The following is a 14868-nucleotide window of genomic DNA, read 5'->3' as shown; positions in this document are numbered from 1 at the left end:
TTCATTTTTTCACCACACCTTTGCTTTACTCTTCACATTTATTCATGTAAATAATAATTTCAGTGTATTGCTGGCAGTCTATTCTCGTCTGATTCATCGGGTCATCTTTAAGAAATATCCCGATGCTATTATCTCGATATCACGGTATTTTTTCTTCATGTTAAACATAACATTAGGTTAATCTATGTCAGGTATCCTGCTCTTTATCGTCGCGGTGGTTTTGCTGGGAGTAGCCATCTTCAGCCTGGTCTCCTATGTGAAGGATCGGCGCTCTGCACAGCTGCCAACTCATAAGAAAAAGAAATAATACGTCCTCACTATTCTTACCTTCTGCCCCTGCTATCTCTCCCGAGCGCCTGATTTCAAACGAGAATGACAAAAAAGAAGGCAGGCTCAATCGCCTGCCTTTGTGTCGGCGTAAAAAATCGTTACGATTCCCAGGCCTGTTCCGCTTTGGCGCCGTCAAACTGCGGCGGCGGCTTGCGGAAGCGGCGGGTCAGATACGTCAGATACAGCAGCCCGAGGCCCGCCCATATCAGACCCAGCGTCAGCGAGGTCGCCTCCAGGTTAATCCACAGTACGCCCACCGTTAGCGCGCCCACCATCGGCAGAAGCAGATAGTGAAAGCGATCTTTCCAGGTTTTATTAAAACCTTTACGCCGCCAGAAGTGGTTAAATACCGACAGGTTAACGAAGGTAAACGCCACCAGCGCGCCAAAGTTAATCAGCGCCGTGGCGGTGACCAGGTCAAAGAACAGCGCCGACAGCGCGACAATCCCCACCATGATCACGTTCAGCGCCGGGGTACGCCATTTCGGATGGACGTAGCCGAAAATGCGCTCCGGGAAAACGTTATCGCGGCCCATGACGTACAGCAGCCGTGACACGCTGGCGTGCGAAGCCAGGCCTGAGGCCAGGGTATTCACAAACGTCGTGCACAGGAAAATCGACTGGAACAACTTGCCGCCAACGTAGAGGGCGATCTCCGGCAGCGCCGCGTCCGGGTCTTTAAAACGGCTAATATCGGGGAAAAAGAGCTGCATAAAGAACGAGGCGGCGATAAAAATCACCCCACCGTAGACCGCAGTAAGGAAAATGGCCTTCGGGATCACCCGCGCGGCGTCCGGCGTCTCTTCGGAAAGCGTGGTCACCGCATCGAAACCGAGGAACGAAAAGCAGACTATCGTCGCCCCGGTAATGATCGGAATCAGGTGCGCATTCTGGCTAATAAACGGCTGGAGCGACCAGACGGTGCCCACCCCTTCCCCTTTATGCAACCCCTGCACCACCAGCACGATAAAGACCACCATGATCGAGATCTGCACCAGCACGAACAGGGTGTTGAAGTTCGCCACCAGGTTGACGCTTTTCAGGTTCGCCGCGGTGAGAATAGCCACAAACGTCACCACCCACACCCAGGGCGGCACGTCCGGAAACAGCGCGGAAAGATAAATCTTCGCCAGCAGCACGTTGATCATCGGCAGGAATAGATAATCCAGCAGCGATGACCAGCCCACCATAAAACCGACGTGCGGGCTGATCGACTTCTGCGCATAGGTATAGGCCGAACCCGCCTGCGGAAACTGGCGCACCAGCTTGCCGTAGCTGATGGCGGTAAACAGCACCCCGGCCAGCGCCAGCAGATAGGACGCCGGGACGTGGCCGTTGCTGATGCCGGAGACGATGCCGAAAGTATCGAAAACCGTCATCGGCGTCAGATAGGCGAGGCCCATCATCACCACCTGCCACAGCTTGAGAGACTTGCGCAGGCGCGGTTTTTCCGCCCCGGAGGCGTTATCGAGAGAGGGATTAATAGACATAGCCATTTCCCCCGCTGCACACCTGGGTTTGCGGTCGTAGAGACCGGGAAACCAACCTGCTTCGCAACGGGGTTAATGGCAAATCAAAAGGTAAAAAGAACCGACGAGCGGCGGTGGCGACGCATTCCATGCGGCCATGACGGCCCCCTTCTCCCTGCGGATATTTAAACATCTGCATCATTTCCTACCTCGTTACACACTGTGTCGTTAACTGAAGCCCCGTTGCCGCCTGCGCTCCTTAACGCGACATCCGGGAATGGCTGGGCTCCCAGCAAAAACGTCCGACCAGGCTCCGCTCAGGCCGCATGATGCTACTCGTGATAATGCTAAAGCGCCCCTCGCGGGGCGAAAATCAGGCGTTTTTCAACATCCACTCGATTTCAGTTTCTGTGATCAGACGCTCAAACTGCAGTAATTCGTCATTTTTACAGGCGTGATAAACGTGGCAGAAGCGTTCGCCAAGCCGCTCGCGCAGATGATCGTTTTGCATAAACTCCCACAGCGCATCGCTCTGGCGAATCGGGAACGGCAGCCCCTCCTGCTCGAGGCCGTTGCCCTCCACCTCTTCCTGTAACGGCAGCGGATTATCCAGACCGTGGAGGATGCCGGCAAAAATCGCCGCCATCACCAGATACGGGTTGGCGTCCGCCCCGGCCACGCGATACTCGACGCGGTGATTGTGCCGATCGCCGCACGGAATGCGCAGCGCCACCGTCCGGTTGTTGTGCCCCCACGACGCCTGGGTCGGCACGTACATTCCCGGCTGGAAACGACGATACGAGTTCACGTTTGGCGCCAGCAGCGCCATCGACGCCGGCATCAGGTCAATCATCCCGGCGAGCGCGCGTTTTAACATCGCGGAATCTTCGCCGTCCGCGTCCGCCAGCACGTTCTCGCCTTTGTTGTTCTGCATACTGATATGGATATGCATCCCGCTACCGGCGTGCTCTTCATAGGGTTTCGCCATAAAAGTGGCGTGCATCTTATGCTTCTCCGCCATCAAACGCACGAGACGTTTTAACGCCAGCGCATCATCGCAGGCGTCGAGCACGTTATCGGTATGGTGGAGGTTGATTTCAAACTGGCCGGGAGAGGCTTCCGCCACCGCGCCGTCGGCGGGGATCAGCTGGAGCTGGGCGATCTCGTCGATTTCGTTAAGCACGTCGGCAAAGTGGTTGAGGTTGTCGACGGAGTAAACCTGGCTTTGGGTATTGCGATCGCCGGTTCCCGGCGCGCACGGCGGCTGCAGGTAACCTTCCGCGTCGCGCTTGCGGTCAAGTAAATAGAACTCCAGCTCTACCGCTACCACGGGGAACAGCCCGCGCTGGCGCAGCTGCTGCCAGAGCCGGTTCAGCACGTTCCGCGGCTCAACGTCAAAGGGAGCGCCATCTTCATCAACCATGGTCAGCAGAACCTGACCAATGTATTCCGGGTCCGCCGCCGACGGGGTTAAGGTTCCCAGCACCGGCACGCAGGTGCGGTCTGGTTCGCCCATCTCCTGGCCGAGCCCCGCCTCTTCCACCACGTTGCCGAGAATATCCATCGCAAACACCGAAGCCGGGAAATAGCACCCCTTCTCCAGCTTGCTCAGGCTGGACACCGGGATCCGCTTACCGCGGAAGCAGCCGTTCAGGTCGGTTAGCAGCACATCAACGTATTGCGTATTGGGGTAACGCTCGAGGTAGCGCTTCACTTCCCAGGTGAATGCGCTGACCCGTCTCTCTTCCGACTGCTGAACAAAATTCTCAACTTCTACGATATTGGTTTCCATGATTCACCGCCGTTGTTTTAGTTTCGGACCCTGAATGGCACTGTTAAATATAATGTCCACCCTTCGAATGTGTATGCAAACAAATTGTTTGTCCAATGTTAAATTAAGTTTGCAAATGGCTATATCCACTGCTAAATTGAGAAAATATTGAACGAAATGGCCGTTTTACCCGCTAATCCGGTCATAATTTAGTCCACTTTGTGAGGGCGATCATGGAAAATATAATGTACAAGCCAGTTATTGGCGTAGTGATGTGTCGAAACAGGCTTAAGGGTCACCAGACCCAGACTCTGCAAGAGAAGTACCTGAACGCGATTGTGAACGCCGGCGGCGTACCAATTGCCCTGCCGCACGCGCTGGCCGAGCCGGAACTGCTTTCTGCGCTACTGCCGAAACTGGACGGCATTTATCTGCCCGGCAGCCCGAGCAATGTACAGCCGCACCTCTATGGTGAAAACGGCGATGAGCCTGACGCCGATCCCGGGCGTGATCTTCTGAGCATGGCGCTGATCGACGCCGCGCTCGAAAGGCGCATCCCCATTTTCGCCATCTGCCGTGGACTACAGGAACTGGTTGTCGCCACCGGCGGGACTCTGTATCGTCGTCTGTTCGAGCAGCCTGAGCTTCTTGAACACCGCGAAGACCCCGAACTTCCCGTCGAGCAGCAATATGCGCCCTCGCATGAAGTTCAGGTTCAGCAAGGAGGATTACTTTCTCAGTTAATACCGGGCTGCAACACGTTTTGGGTAAACTCGTTACACGGGCAGGGAGCAAAAACGACGGGTCCACGGCTGCGCGTGGAGGCGCGTTCTCCGGACGGGCTGGTGGAAGCGGTCAGCGTTAACGACCACCCTTTCGCCCTCGGCGTGCAGTGGCATCCTGAATGGAACAGTAGCGAATACGCCCTGTCGCGAATGTTGTTTGAAGGTTTTATCACCGCCTGTCAGAGCTATAGCCAAAATAATTCGAGTTGCAGGAAGGCGGCAAGTGAGGGAATCCCCAGGAGCTTACTGGAGTAAGTGACTGGGGTGAGCGAGCAAAGCCAACGCACAAGCAACTTGAAGTATGACGGGTATATGTTGCTGAAAAACAGCGACTCTGACCACTACCGTTAAGGAAATGCAAATATGAGCGATGACGGACTGGCGCCAGGGAAACGTCTGTCAGAGATCCGCCAACAGCTGGGTCTCTCACAGCGTCGTGCCGCCGAACTGTCTGGGTTAACACATAGTGCCATCAGCACCATAGAGCAGGACAAAGTCAGTCCTGCGATCAGTACGCTGCAAAAGCTGCTGAAAGTCTACGGGCTGTCGCTCTCGGAATTCTTTTCTGAACCAGAAAAACCGGCTGAACCGCAGGTGGTTATCAATCAGGACGATCTGATTGAAATCGGCAGTCAGGGGGTGTCGATGAAGCTGGTTCATAATGGTAATCCGAACCGCACGCTGGCGATGATTTTTGAAACGTACCAGCCTGGAACCACAACCGGGGAGAGGATCAAGCATCAGGGTGAGGAGATAGGCACCATACTGGAAGGTGAAGTCGTGCTGACCATCAACGGTCAGGCGTATCATCTGGTGGCTGGGCAAAGCTATGCCATTAACACCGGCATACCGCATAGCTTCAGCAACACCTCGGCGGGTATCTGCCGAATTATCAGCGCCCATACCCCCACCACATTCTGATTTTTTAGCCTGAGGTTTTCTCAGGCTTTCTTCAGGCCTGCGCCGCCGGAGGCGAACTCCGGCGGCGCGAAGATAACGTAGTTCACCTTGCGCAATGCGGAAAGACTTATTCCGCTGGCCCCGGATAATTCACGCCTGTTAATGGGCAATTTAAACGGTACTCAACCCCGGGGACGCCCTGCGCCCTGAGGGTCTGAAATCACCACTTTTTTATTTTTCCGATTATGTCATTAAGGAGTCATGATGGATTTTCACAACCTGGCTTACTGGCAAGAAAAAGCAAACAATATCGCGATTGAAACGCGGCTATTTATTAACGGCGAATACAGCGCCGCCGCCGATAATAGCGTGTTCGCCACCGTCGACCCTACCGCCCAGCAGACGCTCGCCGAGGTCGCGCGCGGCAAAAAGGCCGACGTCGAGCGCGCGGTCCAGGCCGCCAGCGGCGTCTTCGATCGCGGCGACTGGTCGCAGGCCTCCCCTGCCCAGCGCAAAGCGGTGCTGCATAAATTCGCCGACCTGATGGAAGCCCATCGCGAAGAGCTGGCGCTGCTGGAAACCCTCGACACCGGTAAACCGATTCGCCACAGCCTGCGCGACGATGTCCCCGGCGCCGCCCGCGCGATCCGCTGGTACGCCGAAGCCATCGATAAAGTGTACGGCGAAGTCGCCCCCACCGGCGGCAACGAACTGGCCATGATCGTCCGCGAACCGATTGGCGTGATTGCGGCGGTGGTGCCGTGGAATTTTCCGCTGCTGCTGGCCTGCTGGAAGCTTGGCCCGGCGCTGGCGTCCGGCAACAGCGTGGTGCTTAAGCCGTCGGAAAAATCCCCGCTTACCGCTCTGCGCCTGGCGGGCCTGGCGAAACAGGCCGGGCTGCCGGACGGCGTATTCAACGTGGTGAGCGGTTTCGGCCATGAGGCCGGTCAGGCGCTGGCGCAGCATCATGACGTTGAAGTCATCACCTTTACCGGCTCCACCCGCACCGGTAAACAGCTGCTGAAAGACGCGGGCGACAGCAATATGAAGCGCGTCTGGCTGGAGGCGGGCGGTAAAAGCGCCAATATCGTCTTTGCCGACTGCCCGGACCTGCAAAAAGCAGTTAACGCCACCGCCGGCGGTATTTTCTACAATCAGGGCCAGGTCTGTATCGCCGGTACCCGTCTGCTGCTTGAGGAGAGCATCGCCGACCGCTTTCTCGACCTGCTAAAAGAGCAGGCAAAGGGCTGGCAGCCTGGCAATCCACTCGACCCGAATACCACCATGGGCATGCTGATCGACAATAGCCACGCCGATAGCGTCCACAGCTTCATTCGCGCCGGCGAAGCGCACAGCACGCTGCTGCTGGATGGACGTAAAAATCCGTGGCCCGCGGCGGTCGGCCCAACCATCTTCGTCGACGTCGACCCCGCCTCCGCCCTCAGCCAGGAGGAGATCTTCGGCCCGGTGCTGGTGGTGACCCGCTTTAAAACCGAAGAGCAGGCGCTGGCGCTGGCCAACGACAGCCGCTACGGCCTCGGCGCGGCGGTCTGGACCCGCGATCTCTCCCGCGCTCACCGCGTCAGCCGCCGTCTGAAAGCCGGCTCCGTCTTTGTGAACAACTACAACGATGGCGATATGACCGTGCCCTTCGGCGGCTATAAGCAGAGCGGCAACGGGCGCGATAAGTCCCTGCACGCGCTGGAAAAATTCACTGAACTGAAAACTATCTGGATTGCCCTGGAGTCTTAATCATGAGCGAACATACCACCAGCTATTACGCCGCCAGCGCCAACCGCTATGAGCCGTTCCCGACGCTGGACGAATCGATCAGCTGCGACGTCTGCGTCGTCGGCGGCGGCTATACCGGCCTCTCTTCGGCGCTGCATCTGGCCGAAATGGGCTACGATGTGGTGCTGCTGGAAGGCGCGCGCATCGGCTTCGGCGCCAGCGGACGCAACGGCGGCCAGCTAGTCAACTCCTATAGCCGCGATATCGACGTTATCGAAAAAACCTACGGCCCGGATGCCGCGAAAATGCTCGGCAGCATGATGTTTGAAGGCGGCGACATTATTCGTGAACGTATCCAGCGCTATCAGATTGCCTGCGACTATCGCCCCGGCGGGCTGTTTGTCGCGCTGAATCATAAACAGCTGGAGACCCTGGAAGAGCAGAAAGCGAACTGGGAGCGCTACGGCAATACCCAGCTGGAGCTGCTGGATGCCAGCGCCATTCGTCGCGAAGTGGACAGCGACCGCTACGCCGGCGCGCTGCTGGACCACAGCGGCGGTCATATCCATCCGCTCAATCTGGCGATTGGCGAAGCGGACGCCATTCGGCTCAACGGCGGCCGGGTTTACGAACAATCACCGGTCACCGGCATTCAGCACAGCAGCCCGGCGGTAGTGACCACCGCACGCGGACAGGTCACCGCCCGCTACGTGATCGTCGCCGGTAACGCCTATCTCGGCGATAAGCTCGAGCCGGAGCTGGCGAAACGCAGCATGCCGTGCGGCACCCAGGTGGTCACCACCGCGCCGCTGTCTGAGGATCTGGCGCGCTCGCTGATCCCGAAAAACTACTGCGTAGAAGATTGTAACTATCTGCTGGATTACTACCGCCTGACCGCCGACAACCGTCTGCTGTACGGCGGCGGCGTGGTGTACGGCGCGCGGGATCCGGACGACGTTGAGCGGCTGATTATGCCGAAGCTGCTGAAAACCTTCCCGCAGCTGCAGGGGGTGAAAATCGACTACCGCTGGACCGGCAACTTCCTGCTGACCCTCTCGCGAATGCCGCAGTTTGGCCGCCTCGATAACAATATCTATTATATGCAGGGCTACAGCGGCCACGGGGTCACCTGTACCCACCTCGCCGGACGGCTGATTTCGGAGCTGCTGCGCGGGGACGCCGAACGTTTCGACGCCTTCGCCAGGCTGCCGCACTATCCGTTCCCCGGCGGGCGCAGCCTGCGTATTCCGTTTACCGCCATGGGCGCGGCTTACTACAGCCTGCGCGATCGGCTCGGCGTGTAATCCCCCGGCCGACGGTGCCCGCCGTCGGCTATTTTTCCTCGCCGTTGTGCGGCGGAAATCGCTGCTGGAAGTAGTGGCGCAAAAACTCCACGGTGGTACGAATTTTGGCCGAGGTCGCCAGCCGCGACACGTATACCGCCCAGATATTGGCGGGCTGATAGTACTCCGGCAGCAGCTGCACCAGATTGCCGCTGGCGATATTTTCCCTGACGTCCCACCACGAGCGCAGCGCAATCCCCTGTCCCTCCAGGCACCACTGATGGACGATTTCACCGTGGTTAGACGACAGCGGTCCGGTCACCTTGATGGCGTGCTCCCCCTCTTTATCATCGCGCAGCTGCCAGACGCCAAAGGGCCGGTCGCGCTCTTTGATCACCAGACAGGGCAGCGCGGCGAGATCGCTGAGCTGTTTCGGCCGGGGATAGCGGGCGACAAACGCCGGCGAGGCGCAGAGGATGCGGTGATTGCTGGCAAGCTGGCGGGCTATCAGATTGGGCGCGATATCGTCGCCGACGCGAATATCCAGATCGACCCCTTCATTGGCCAAATCCACCAGCCGGTCGGCGACGTCAAAACGGATCTCCAGCTGCGGGTAGCGACGGGCTAGCTCGGAGAGCGCCGGCGCGACTACCCGCCGGCCAAAGCCAAAGCTGCTGATAATCCGCAGCGTCCCCTGCGGCACCTGCCGCACATCGGAGAGCTCATCCATCATCTGGTCGACATCCTGCAAAATGCGTAGTCCCCATTCGTAGATGCGCTCGCCCTCTTCGGTGATAGCCACGCGCCGGGTGGTACGGTGCAGCAGCTGGACGTTGAGCGTTTGCTCCAGCAGCGACACGCGCTTGCTGACGAAAGCCGGCGAGACGCCGAGCTCTTCCGCGGCGGCGGCAAAACCGGCGCGGCGGGCAACCAGCATAAATACGCGTAAATCGTTCAGCAGCGGCAGATTATTCATGATTCGTGTTTTATGTTTCACCAGTTAACGGGATTAATTATGAATCAGTCAATTATAGGATAGCGGTGAAGTCAATTTTCCTTACCTCAAACTGAGAATAACAATGAATAAAACCTTACGTATTGCCGCCATCCCCGGCGATGGCATCGGTAAAGAAGTGCTGCCGGAAGGCGTCCGCGTACTGCAGGCCGCCGCCGAACGCTGGGGGCTGGCGTTAAGCTTCGAGCACTTTGAGTGGGCCAGCTGCGACTATTACGCGCAGCACGGCGCCATGATGCCCGACGACTGGCGCGCGCAGCTGCAAACGTTTGATGCGATCTACTTCGGCGCGGTCGGCTGGCCGGATATCGTGCCGGACCACATTTCCCTGTGGGGCTCGCTGCTGAAGTTCCGCCGCGAGTTCGACCAGTACGTCAACCTGCGTCCGGTGCGCCTGTTCCCCGGCGTCCCCTGCCCGCTGGCGGGTAAACAGCCCGGCGATATCGATTTCTACGTGGTGCGTGAAAACACCGAAGGGGAATATTCCGCCCTCGGCGGCCATGTGAATCCGGGGACCGAGCATGAAGTGGTGATTCAGGAGTCGGTATTTACCCGTCGCGGCGTTGACAGGATCCTGCGCTACGCCTTCGAGCTGGCGCAGAGCCGCCCGCGCAAAACCCTGACCTCGGCGACCAAATCCAACGGTCTGGCCATCAGCATGCCCTTCTGGGACCAGCGCGTCGAAGCGATGGCGCAGCACTACCCGGAGGTGAAATGGGATAAGCAGCATATTGATATTCTGTGCGCCCGCTTCGTGCTGCAGCCGGAGCGTTTTGACGTGGTGGTCGGCTCCAATTTGTTCGGCGATATCCTCTCCGATCTCGGCCCGGCCTGTACCGGCACCATCGGCATTGCCCCGTCGGCAAACCTCAATCCGGATCGCACCTTTCCGTCGCTGTTTGAAGCGGTACACGGTTCGGCGCCGGATATTTACGGCAAAAATATCGCCAACCCGATTGCCACCATCTGGGCCGGCGCGATGATGCTCGACCTCCTCGGCAACGGGGACGCACGCTACCAGGCCGCCCACGACGGTATTCTGGCGGCGATTGAGCAGACCATTGCCAGCGGACCAAAGACGCCGGATATGCAAGGCAGCGCCTCCACCCAGCAGGTGGGCGAGGCGATTTGTCGGGCGATTGTTGAACAAAAGTAGCCCGGACAGGCGCGTCAAGCGCCGCCTCCGGGACGGTGTTCGTGCAGCTACGATATGCCTCTGAAACAACGTGATATGCAGCGATGCCCTGGTGCCCGCTGAAATCGGCGAACCGGAGGACCGAAGACAAGGGCTGGCCGCCAGGGATGGCGGCCAGAGGCGAATCGAGACAGCGATGTCGAGTTGAGCCGACCGCAGGCTGAGGACCGGGAGGTGAGCGCAGTGCGCAGCACCGATTTCTTTGCGGGACCGCGGGGATTGTAAAGGGGGAGACGGTTTTCTCCCCCTTTACCCGTTCACGTACCACGTTGAGACATTTTCTGCGGAATAATAGTGAACGGAACCCCTGCACGCTTTCCCGGAGGCGGCGCTTGATGCGCCTGTCCGGGCTACCCAATCTGCCTCTCTCAGGCACCGGGCCTGGAAATCCCGGGTCGCGGCGTAAACGCCTTACCCGGGCTACTGCCCCACAGACGGCTGGAAACCCGTAGCCCCGGTAAGTGCAGCGCCACCGGGGAGATTCTCCGGACCGAATTACAGCTCCAGCTCGCGCTGCAGCAGCGCCGCAATCGCCTCGCTGCTCTGCGCCGTCACCAGCGATTGCCGGAACTCCGCATGCATAATGCGCCGCGCCAGCCGCGAGAAAATACGCATATGCTGATCCCCCGCCGAATGCTTATTGAGCGTCAGCATAATCACAAACTGCGCCTCGTCGTCGCCCCACGCCACCGGCTGCGCCAGACGGGCGACGCTGATGGTCGACTGCTCAATATGCTCCGATTTACTGTGCGGAATGGCGAAGCTAAACCCTAACCCGGTGGAGAACACCGCTTCGCGGGCCCACAGATCCGCTTCCAGCTTACGCGGATAGCGGCAGCGCCCGGCCAGCAGCAGATTGTCGGTCATGCCCTTAATCACCTCCTCTTTACTGCGCCAGTCGCTGTTCAGCGTAATGCACTGAGGGGTAATCAGCGGCGCATCCTGCTGGGTCATACGGAACTGGGCCAGCAGGTGCTCGACCTCCAGCGAAGTACGACACTGCATCGCCTGATTCAGCAGCTGACGGCAGGCGCGGCTGTCAAGCTGCGCCAGACGCGCCTTGGTCGCCGGGATCGACGGCGCGCTCATGCTCAGCTCATCCAGCCCCAGCCCCACCAGCAGCGGCAGCACGGAACCTTTGGCCCCCAGCTCGCCGCACAGGCCGATCCATTTACCCTGGCGATGCACCGCCTGAACCGCGTAATCCAGCGCGCGCAAAAAGGCCGGATTGAGGCTGTTGTAGTGGCGCGTCACCCTGGCGTTATCGCGATCCACCGCCAGCAGATACTGGGTCAGGTCGTTGCTGCCGATACTAAAGAAATCAATCTCTTCGCAGCACTGGTCGATGATAAACATCACCGACGGCACCTCGAGCATAATGCCCAGCGGGATCTTTTCATCAAACGGAATCTGTTCGCTGCGCAGCGACTGTTTGGCATCCGCCAGCTGCTCTTTCACCCACAGAATCTCCTCCATCGAGGAGATCATCGGAATCATGATTTTCAGCGCGCCGTGCGCGGAAGCGCGCAGAATCGCCCGCAGCTGAGTGCGGAACAGCGCCTGATACTCCTCATAAATACGCACCGCCCGGTAGCCGAGGAACGGGTTGTTCTCCGCCGGAATGTTGAGGTAGGCCACCGGCTTGTCGCCGCCGATATCCATGGTGCGGATGATAATGCTGCGCCCGTTGGCCGGCTCCAGCGCCTGGCAAAATAGGTTATACAGCTCGTTTTCCGACGGCGCGCTGGGCCTGTCCATATAGAGCATTTCGGTGCGGAACAAGCCTACCGACTGCGCGCCGTTGTTGAAGGCCGCCGTCGCCTCTACCGAATGGGCGATGTTGGCCGCCACCTCCAGGCGAATACCGTCTTCCGTACGCCCCGCTTTATCCAGCCAGGCCTGCTGCTGGCGGCGGATCTGCGCCTGCACCCAGGCCTCCTGTTGATAGTAGCGCGCCACCGCTTCATCGGGATTCACCACCACCAGCCCGGCGTTACCGTCAATCTGCACTCGCCGATCGACCCACGGCAGCAGCGCCTCCATATCGACGCCCACCAGAGTGGGAATATTGAACGAACGCGCGAGGATCACCGTATGTGAAGTGGTGCCGCCGCTGCGCAACAGCAGACCTTTAAGCAGGGTTTTATCCAGTTCAAGAAACTGACTGGGGGTGAGTTCATCGGCGAGGCAGATGGCCTCTTCCGTCAGCTTACCCGGTGCCGGAAAACGATCCTCACCGTAGATATGCTGCAGAAGCTGGAAGCAGACATCGCGCACGTCCAGCACCCGCTCCTGCAAATAACTATTGCCGGAAGCGCTGAACTGGGCGCAAAAATGTTCGCCGGTCGCGACCACCGCCTCAGCGCAGCTCAGGCCGCTCAGCAGCCCGCCCAGCAGATGCTGGCGCAGCGAGGCGTCGGTAGCCAGAGAGCGATGCGCCTCAAGGATCGCGCTGGCGGTACCGTCGTTATCCAGCAGGCGGAACTCAATATTTTTCACCAGCAGGGTCAGGCCCTTGTCCAGCGCCGCCTGTTCCTGTTCAATTGCGCCCGCTGCGGGCAGCGCGCCTGAATCGCGCAGGTCGAGGGACTTAAGATGGGTGAGCCTGCCGCCCGCGCTGCCGGCGCAGACCGGCTGGGCGTGAAACAGCGTGGGATTGAGGCGCGAGAGGGATTCAGGAACCGGCTGAAGGTCCATGGATTCCGCCGTCGGCAGCGGCGCATCGCAGTGCGGGAACTCCTCGCTGATGAATGCCGACAGCGCGTCAAACGCCTGCTGTTCATCTTCACCGCTGACGACCAGCTGGCAGCGGTCCCCCTTCAAGGTATTGGTGCCGATAATCGCCAGCGCGCTTTTCGCGTTTCCACGACCTTCTGTCCGGGTATTTAACCATTCGACCGAAGACGAAAAAGTATTGCACAGGGTTTCTACCAGGCTTGCCGGACGCGCATGCACGCCGTTGGGCAAATCACATATGAATTCAATTACCAGAGCCATCGCCTTCCTCCTGAATAATGCGTATTTAGCCAAAAGGTAAAGAAAGAACCGGCCCGCCACTACACGATAAAAGTGGCAATTACTGGATAATTGTATGCCCGACTCTTTTTTATGCTCGCGGTCACAAATCGCCTGACTAACGGCGCCAAAAACCCACCAGCGCTAAGATTTGAGGTGGATCGCAATTTTCCTCTGGCCTTACAAATATCCAGTAAATGCACTTTTTCTCTACTATTTTATGCGCCGCCCTTTTTCTAAGGTTGAAGCATCAACTCAGTCACGGGCCACGCAGCGCTCAGGAGAATAACAATGAATGAACTGGTGCAAATATTAAAAAATACCCGCCAGCACCTCATGACCGGGGTTTCACATATGATCCCGTTTGTCGTGTCCGGTGGGATCTTGCTGGCAGTCTCCGTCATGTTGTACGGCAAGGGCGCGGTGCCCGATGCCGCCACCGACCCTAACCTGAAAAAACTGTTTGATATCGGCGTGGCCGGCCTGACGCTAATGGTGCCGTTTCTGGCGGCCTATATCGGCTACTCCATCTCCGACCGCGCGGCGCTGGCTCCCTGCGCCATCGGCGCCTGGGTCGGCAACAGCTTCGGCGCCGGTTTCTTCGGCGCGCTGATTGCCGGGATCATAGGCGGGCTGGTGGTCTACTACCTGAAGAAAATCCCGGTGCATAAGGTGCTGCGCTCGGTGATGCCCATCTTCGTTATCCCGATTATCGGCACCTTTATTACCGCCGGGATCATGATGTGGGGCCTCGGCGAGCCGATTGGCGCGCTCACCGCCAGCCTGACCGGCTGGCTGCAGGGCATGCGCGAAGGCAGCATCGTGATTCTCGCCATCATCATGGGCCTGATGCTGGCCTTCGACATGGGCGGTCCGGTGAATAAGGTCGCCTACGCCTTCATGCTGATTTGCGTTTCCCAGGGCGTTTACAGCGTGGTGGCCATCGCCGCCGTCGGCATCGCCGTGCCGCCGCTGGGCATGGGCCTGGCAACGCTGATTGGACGTAAATACTTCTCCGCGGAAGAGCGCGAAACCGGGAAAGCCGCGCTGGTGATGGGCTGCGTTGGCGTGACCGAAGGCGCGATCCCCTTCGCCGCCGCCGACCCGCTGCGCGTTATCCCGGCCAATATGATCGGCGCCGCCGCCGGCTGCGTTACCGCCGCACTGCTCGGCGCCCAGTGCTATGCCGGCTGGGGCGGGCTTATCGTTCTGCCGGTCGTTGAGGGTAAAGGCGGATTTATTGCCGGCCTCGCGGTTGGCGCCATCGTCAGCGCCGCCTGCGTCATCCTGCTTAAGGCCCTGGCGAAAAAGAAAACGTCTGACGCCAAAGCCGATGACGAGATGGATCTTGATTTCGAAATTAACTGAGACACG

At 58.9% G+C, this 14868-nt stretch carries 11 protein-coding genes; 7 read left to right on the top strand and 4 right to left on the bottom strand.

The window, feature by feature from the left end:
- Nucleotides 1-184: 184 nt before the first annotated feature.
- The gene (locus ABLU88_RS21220; protein WP_004849777.1) at nucleotides 185-307 is read left to right on the top strand and encodes a small membrane protein; all 123 of its coding nucleotides are present in this window, start codon (nucleotides 185-187) and stop codon (nucleotides 305-307) included.
- Nucleotides 308-428: 121 nt separating this feature from the next.
- Here ABLU88_RS21220 and ABLU88_RS21215 read toward each other — a convergent pair whose 3' ends face one another.
- Nucleotides 429-1820 carry an APC family permease gene (locus ABLU88_RS21215; protein ID WP_014228791.1) on the bottom strand — a complete coding sequence of 464 codons (1392 nt, stop codon included), beginning with the start codon at nucleotides 1818-1820 and terminating at the stop codon, nucleotides 429-431.
- A gap of 352 nt (nucleotides 1821-2172) precedes the next feature.
- Nucleotides 2173-3591, bottom strand: coding sequence for a glutamate-putrescine ligase (gene puuA / locus ABLU88_RS21210; RefSeq protein ID WP_004849770.1), 1419 nt, complete (start codon nucleotides 3589-3591; stop codon nucleotides 2173-2175).
- A gap of 224 nt (nucleotides 3592-3815) precedes the next feature.
- Here puuA and puuD point away from each other — a divergent pair, with 224 nt between their 5' ends.
- From puuD to ABLU88_RS21190, 4 genes are all read left to right on the top strand, one after another.
- On the top strand, nucleotides 3816-4610 hold the full coding sequence (gene puuD, locus ABLU88_RS21205) for a gamma-glutamyl-gamma-aminobutyrate hydrolase (protein ID WP_224225524.1): 795 nt from the start codon (nucleotides 3816-3818) through the stop codon (nucleotides 4608-4610).
- A 108-nt stretch (nucleotides 4611-4718) separates the two neighbouring features.
- The gene (gene puuR / locus ABLU88_RS21200) at nucleotides 4719-5276 is read left to right on the top strand and encodes an HTH-type transcriptional regulator PuuR (protein ID WP_004849766.1); all 558 of its coding nucleotides are present in this window, start codon (nucleotides 4719-4721) and stop codon (nucleotides 5274-5276) included.
- Nucleotides 5277-5519: 243 nt separating this feature from the next.
- Nucleotides 5520-7007 (top strand): aldehyde dehydrogenase PuuC, encoded by a 1488-nt coding sequence (puuC, locus tag ABLU88_RS21195; protein WP_348837892.1) that lies wholly within the window; start codon nucleotides 5520-5522, stop codon nucleotides 7005-7007.
- 2 nt (nucleotides 7008-7009) lie between these two features.
- The gene (locus ABLU88_RS21190; protein WP_049082249.1) at nucleotides 7010-8290 is read left to right on the top strand and encodes an FAD-binding oxidoreductase; all 1281 of its coding nucleotides are present in this window, start codon (nucleotides 7010-7012) and stop codon (nucleotides 8288-8290) included.
- Nucleotides 8291-8318: 28 nt separating this feature from the next.
- Here ABLU88_RS21190 and ABLU88_RS21185 read toward each other — a convergent pair whose 3' ends face one another.
- The gene (locus ABLU88_RS21185) at nucleotides 8319-9266 is read right to left on the bottom strand and encodes a LysR substrate-binding domain-containing protein (protein ID WP_162557340.1); all 948 of its coding nucleotides are present in this window, start codon (nucleotides 9264-9266) and stop codon (nucleotides 8319-8321) included.
- Nucleotides 9267-9348: 82 nt separating this feature from the next.
- Here ABLU88_RS21185 and ABLU88_RS21180 point away from each other — a divergent pair, with 82 nt between their 5' ends.
- A complete protein-coding gene (locus ABLU88_RS21180; protein ID WP_348837860.1) occupies nucleotides 9349-10440 on the top strand; it encodes a tartrate dehydrogenase in 1092 nt (363 codons plus the stop codon).
- Between the two features lie 534 nt (nucleotides 10441-10974).
- On the opposite strand, the gene ptsP is transcribed toward ABLU88_RS21180, so the two are convergent.
- Nucleotides 10975-13476 carry a phosphoenolpyruvate--protein phosphotransferase gene (gene ptsP, locus ABLU88_RS21175; protein ID WP_348837858.1) on the bottom strand — a complete coding sequence of 834 codons (2502 nt, stop codon included), beginning with the start codon at nucleotides 13474-13476 and terminating at the stop codon, nucleotides 10975-10977.
- A 309-nt stretch (nucleotides 13477-13785) separates the two neighbouring features.
- Between ptsP and ABLU88_RS21170 the strand changes: the two genes are divergently transcribed.
- Nucleotides 13786-14862 (top strand): PTS fructose transporter subunit EIIC, encoded by a 1077-nt coding sequence (locus ABLU88_RS21170; RefSeq protein ID WP_004131253.1) that lies wholly within the window; start codon nucleotides 13786-13788, stop codon nucleotides 14860-14862.
- The last annotated feature ends 6 nt before the right edge of the window (nucleotides 14863-14868 follow it).

This window comes from Klebsiella sp. GW_Kp182, from assembly GCF_040062275.1.
Lineage (GTDB): Bacteria > Pseudomonadota > Gammaproteobacteria > Enterobacterales > Enterobacteriaceae > Klebsiella > Klebsiella michiganensis.
This window is presented reverse-complemented; position numbering and strand designations above follow the sequence as displayed.

Bases quoted from the DNA above. Each gene is read 5' to 3' on its own strand.
- ABLU88_RS21220 (WP_004849777.1), top strand. From the start codon at position 185: ATGTCAGGTATCCTGCTCTTTATCGTCGCGGTGGTTTTGCTGGGAGTA.
- ABLU88_RS21215 (WP_014228791.1), bottom strand. From the start codon at position 1,820: ATGTCTATTAATCCCTCTCTCGATAACGCCTCCGGGGCGGAAAAACCG.
- puuA (WP_004849770.1), bottom strand. From the start codon at position 3,591: ATGGAAACCAATATCGTAGAAGTTGAGAATTTTGTTCAGCAGTCGGAA.
- puuD (WP_224225524.1), top strand. From the start codon at position 3,816: ATGTACAAGCCAGTTATTGGCGTAGTGATGTGTCGAAACAGGCTTAAG.
- puuR (WP_004849766.1), top strand. From the start codon at position 4,719: ATGAGCGATGACGGACTGGCGCCAGGGAAACGTCTGTCAGAGATCCGC.
- puuC (WP_348837892.1), top strand. From the start codon at position 5,520: ATGGATTTTCACAACCTGGCTTACTGGCAAGAAAAAGCAAACAATATC.
- ABLU88_RS21190 (WP_049082249.1), top strand. From the start codon at position 7,010: ATGAGCGAACATACCACCAGCTATTACGCCGCCAGCGCCAACCGCTAT.
- ABLU88_RS21180 (WP_348837860.1), top strand. From the start codon at position 9,349: ATGAATAAAACCTTACGTATTGCCGCCATCCCCGGCGATGGCATCGGT.
- ptsP (WP_348837858.1), bottom strand. From the start codon at position 13,476: ATGGCTCTGGTAATTGAATTCATATGTGATTTGCCCAACGGCGTGCAT.
- ABLU88_RS21170 (WP_004131253.1), top strand. From the start codon at position 13,786: ATGAATGAACTGGTGCAAATATTAAAAAATACCCGCCAGCACCTCATG.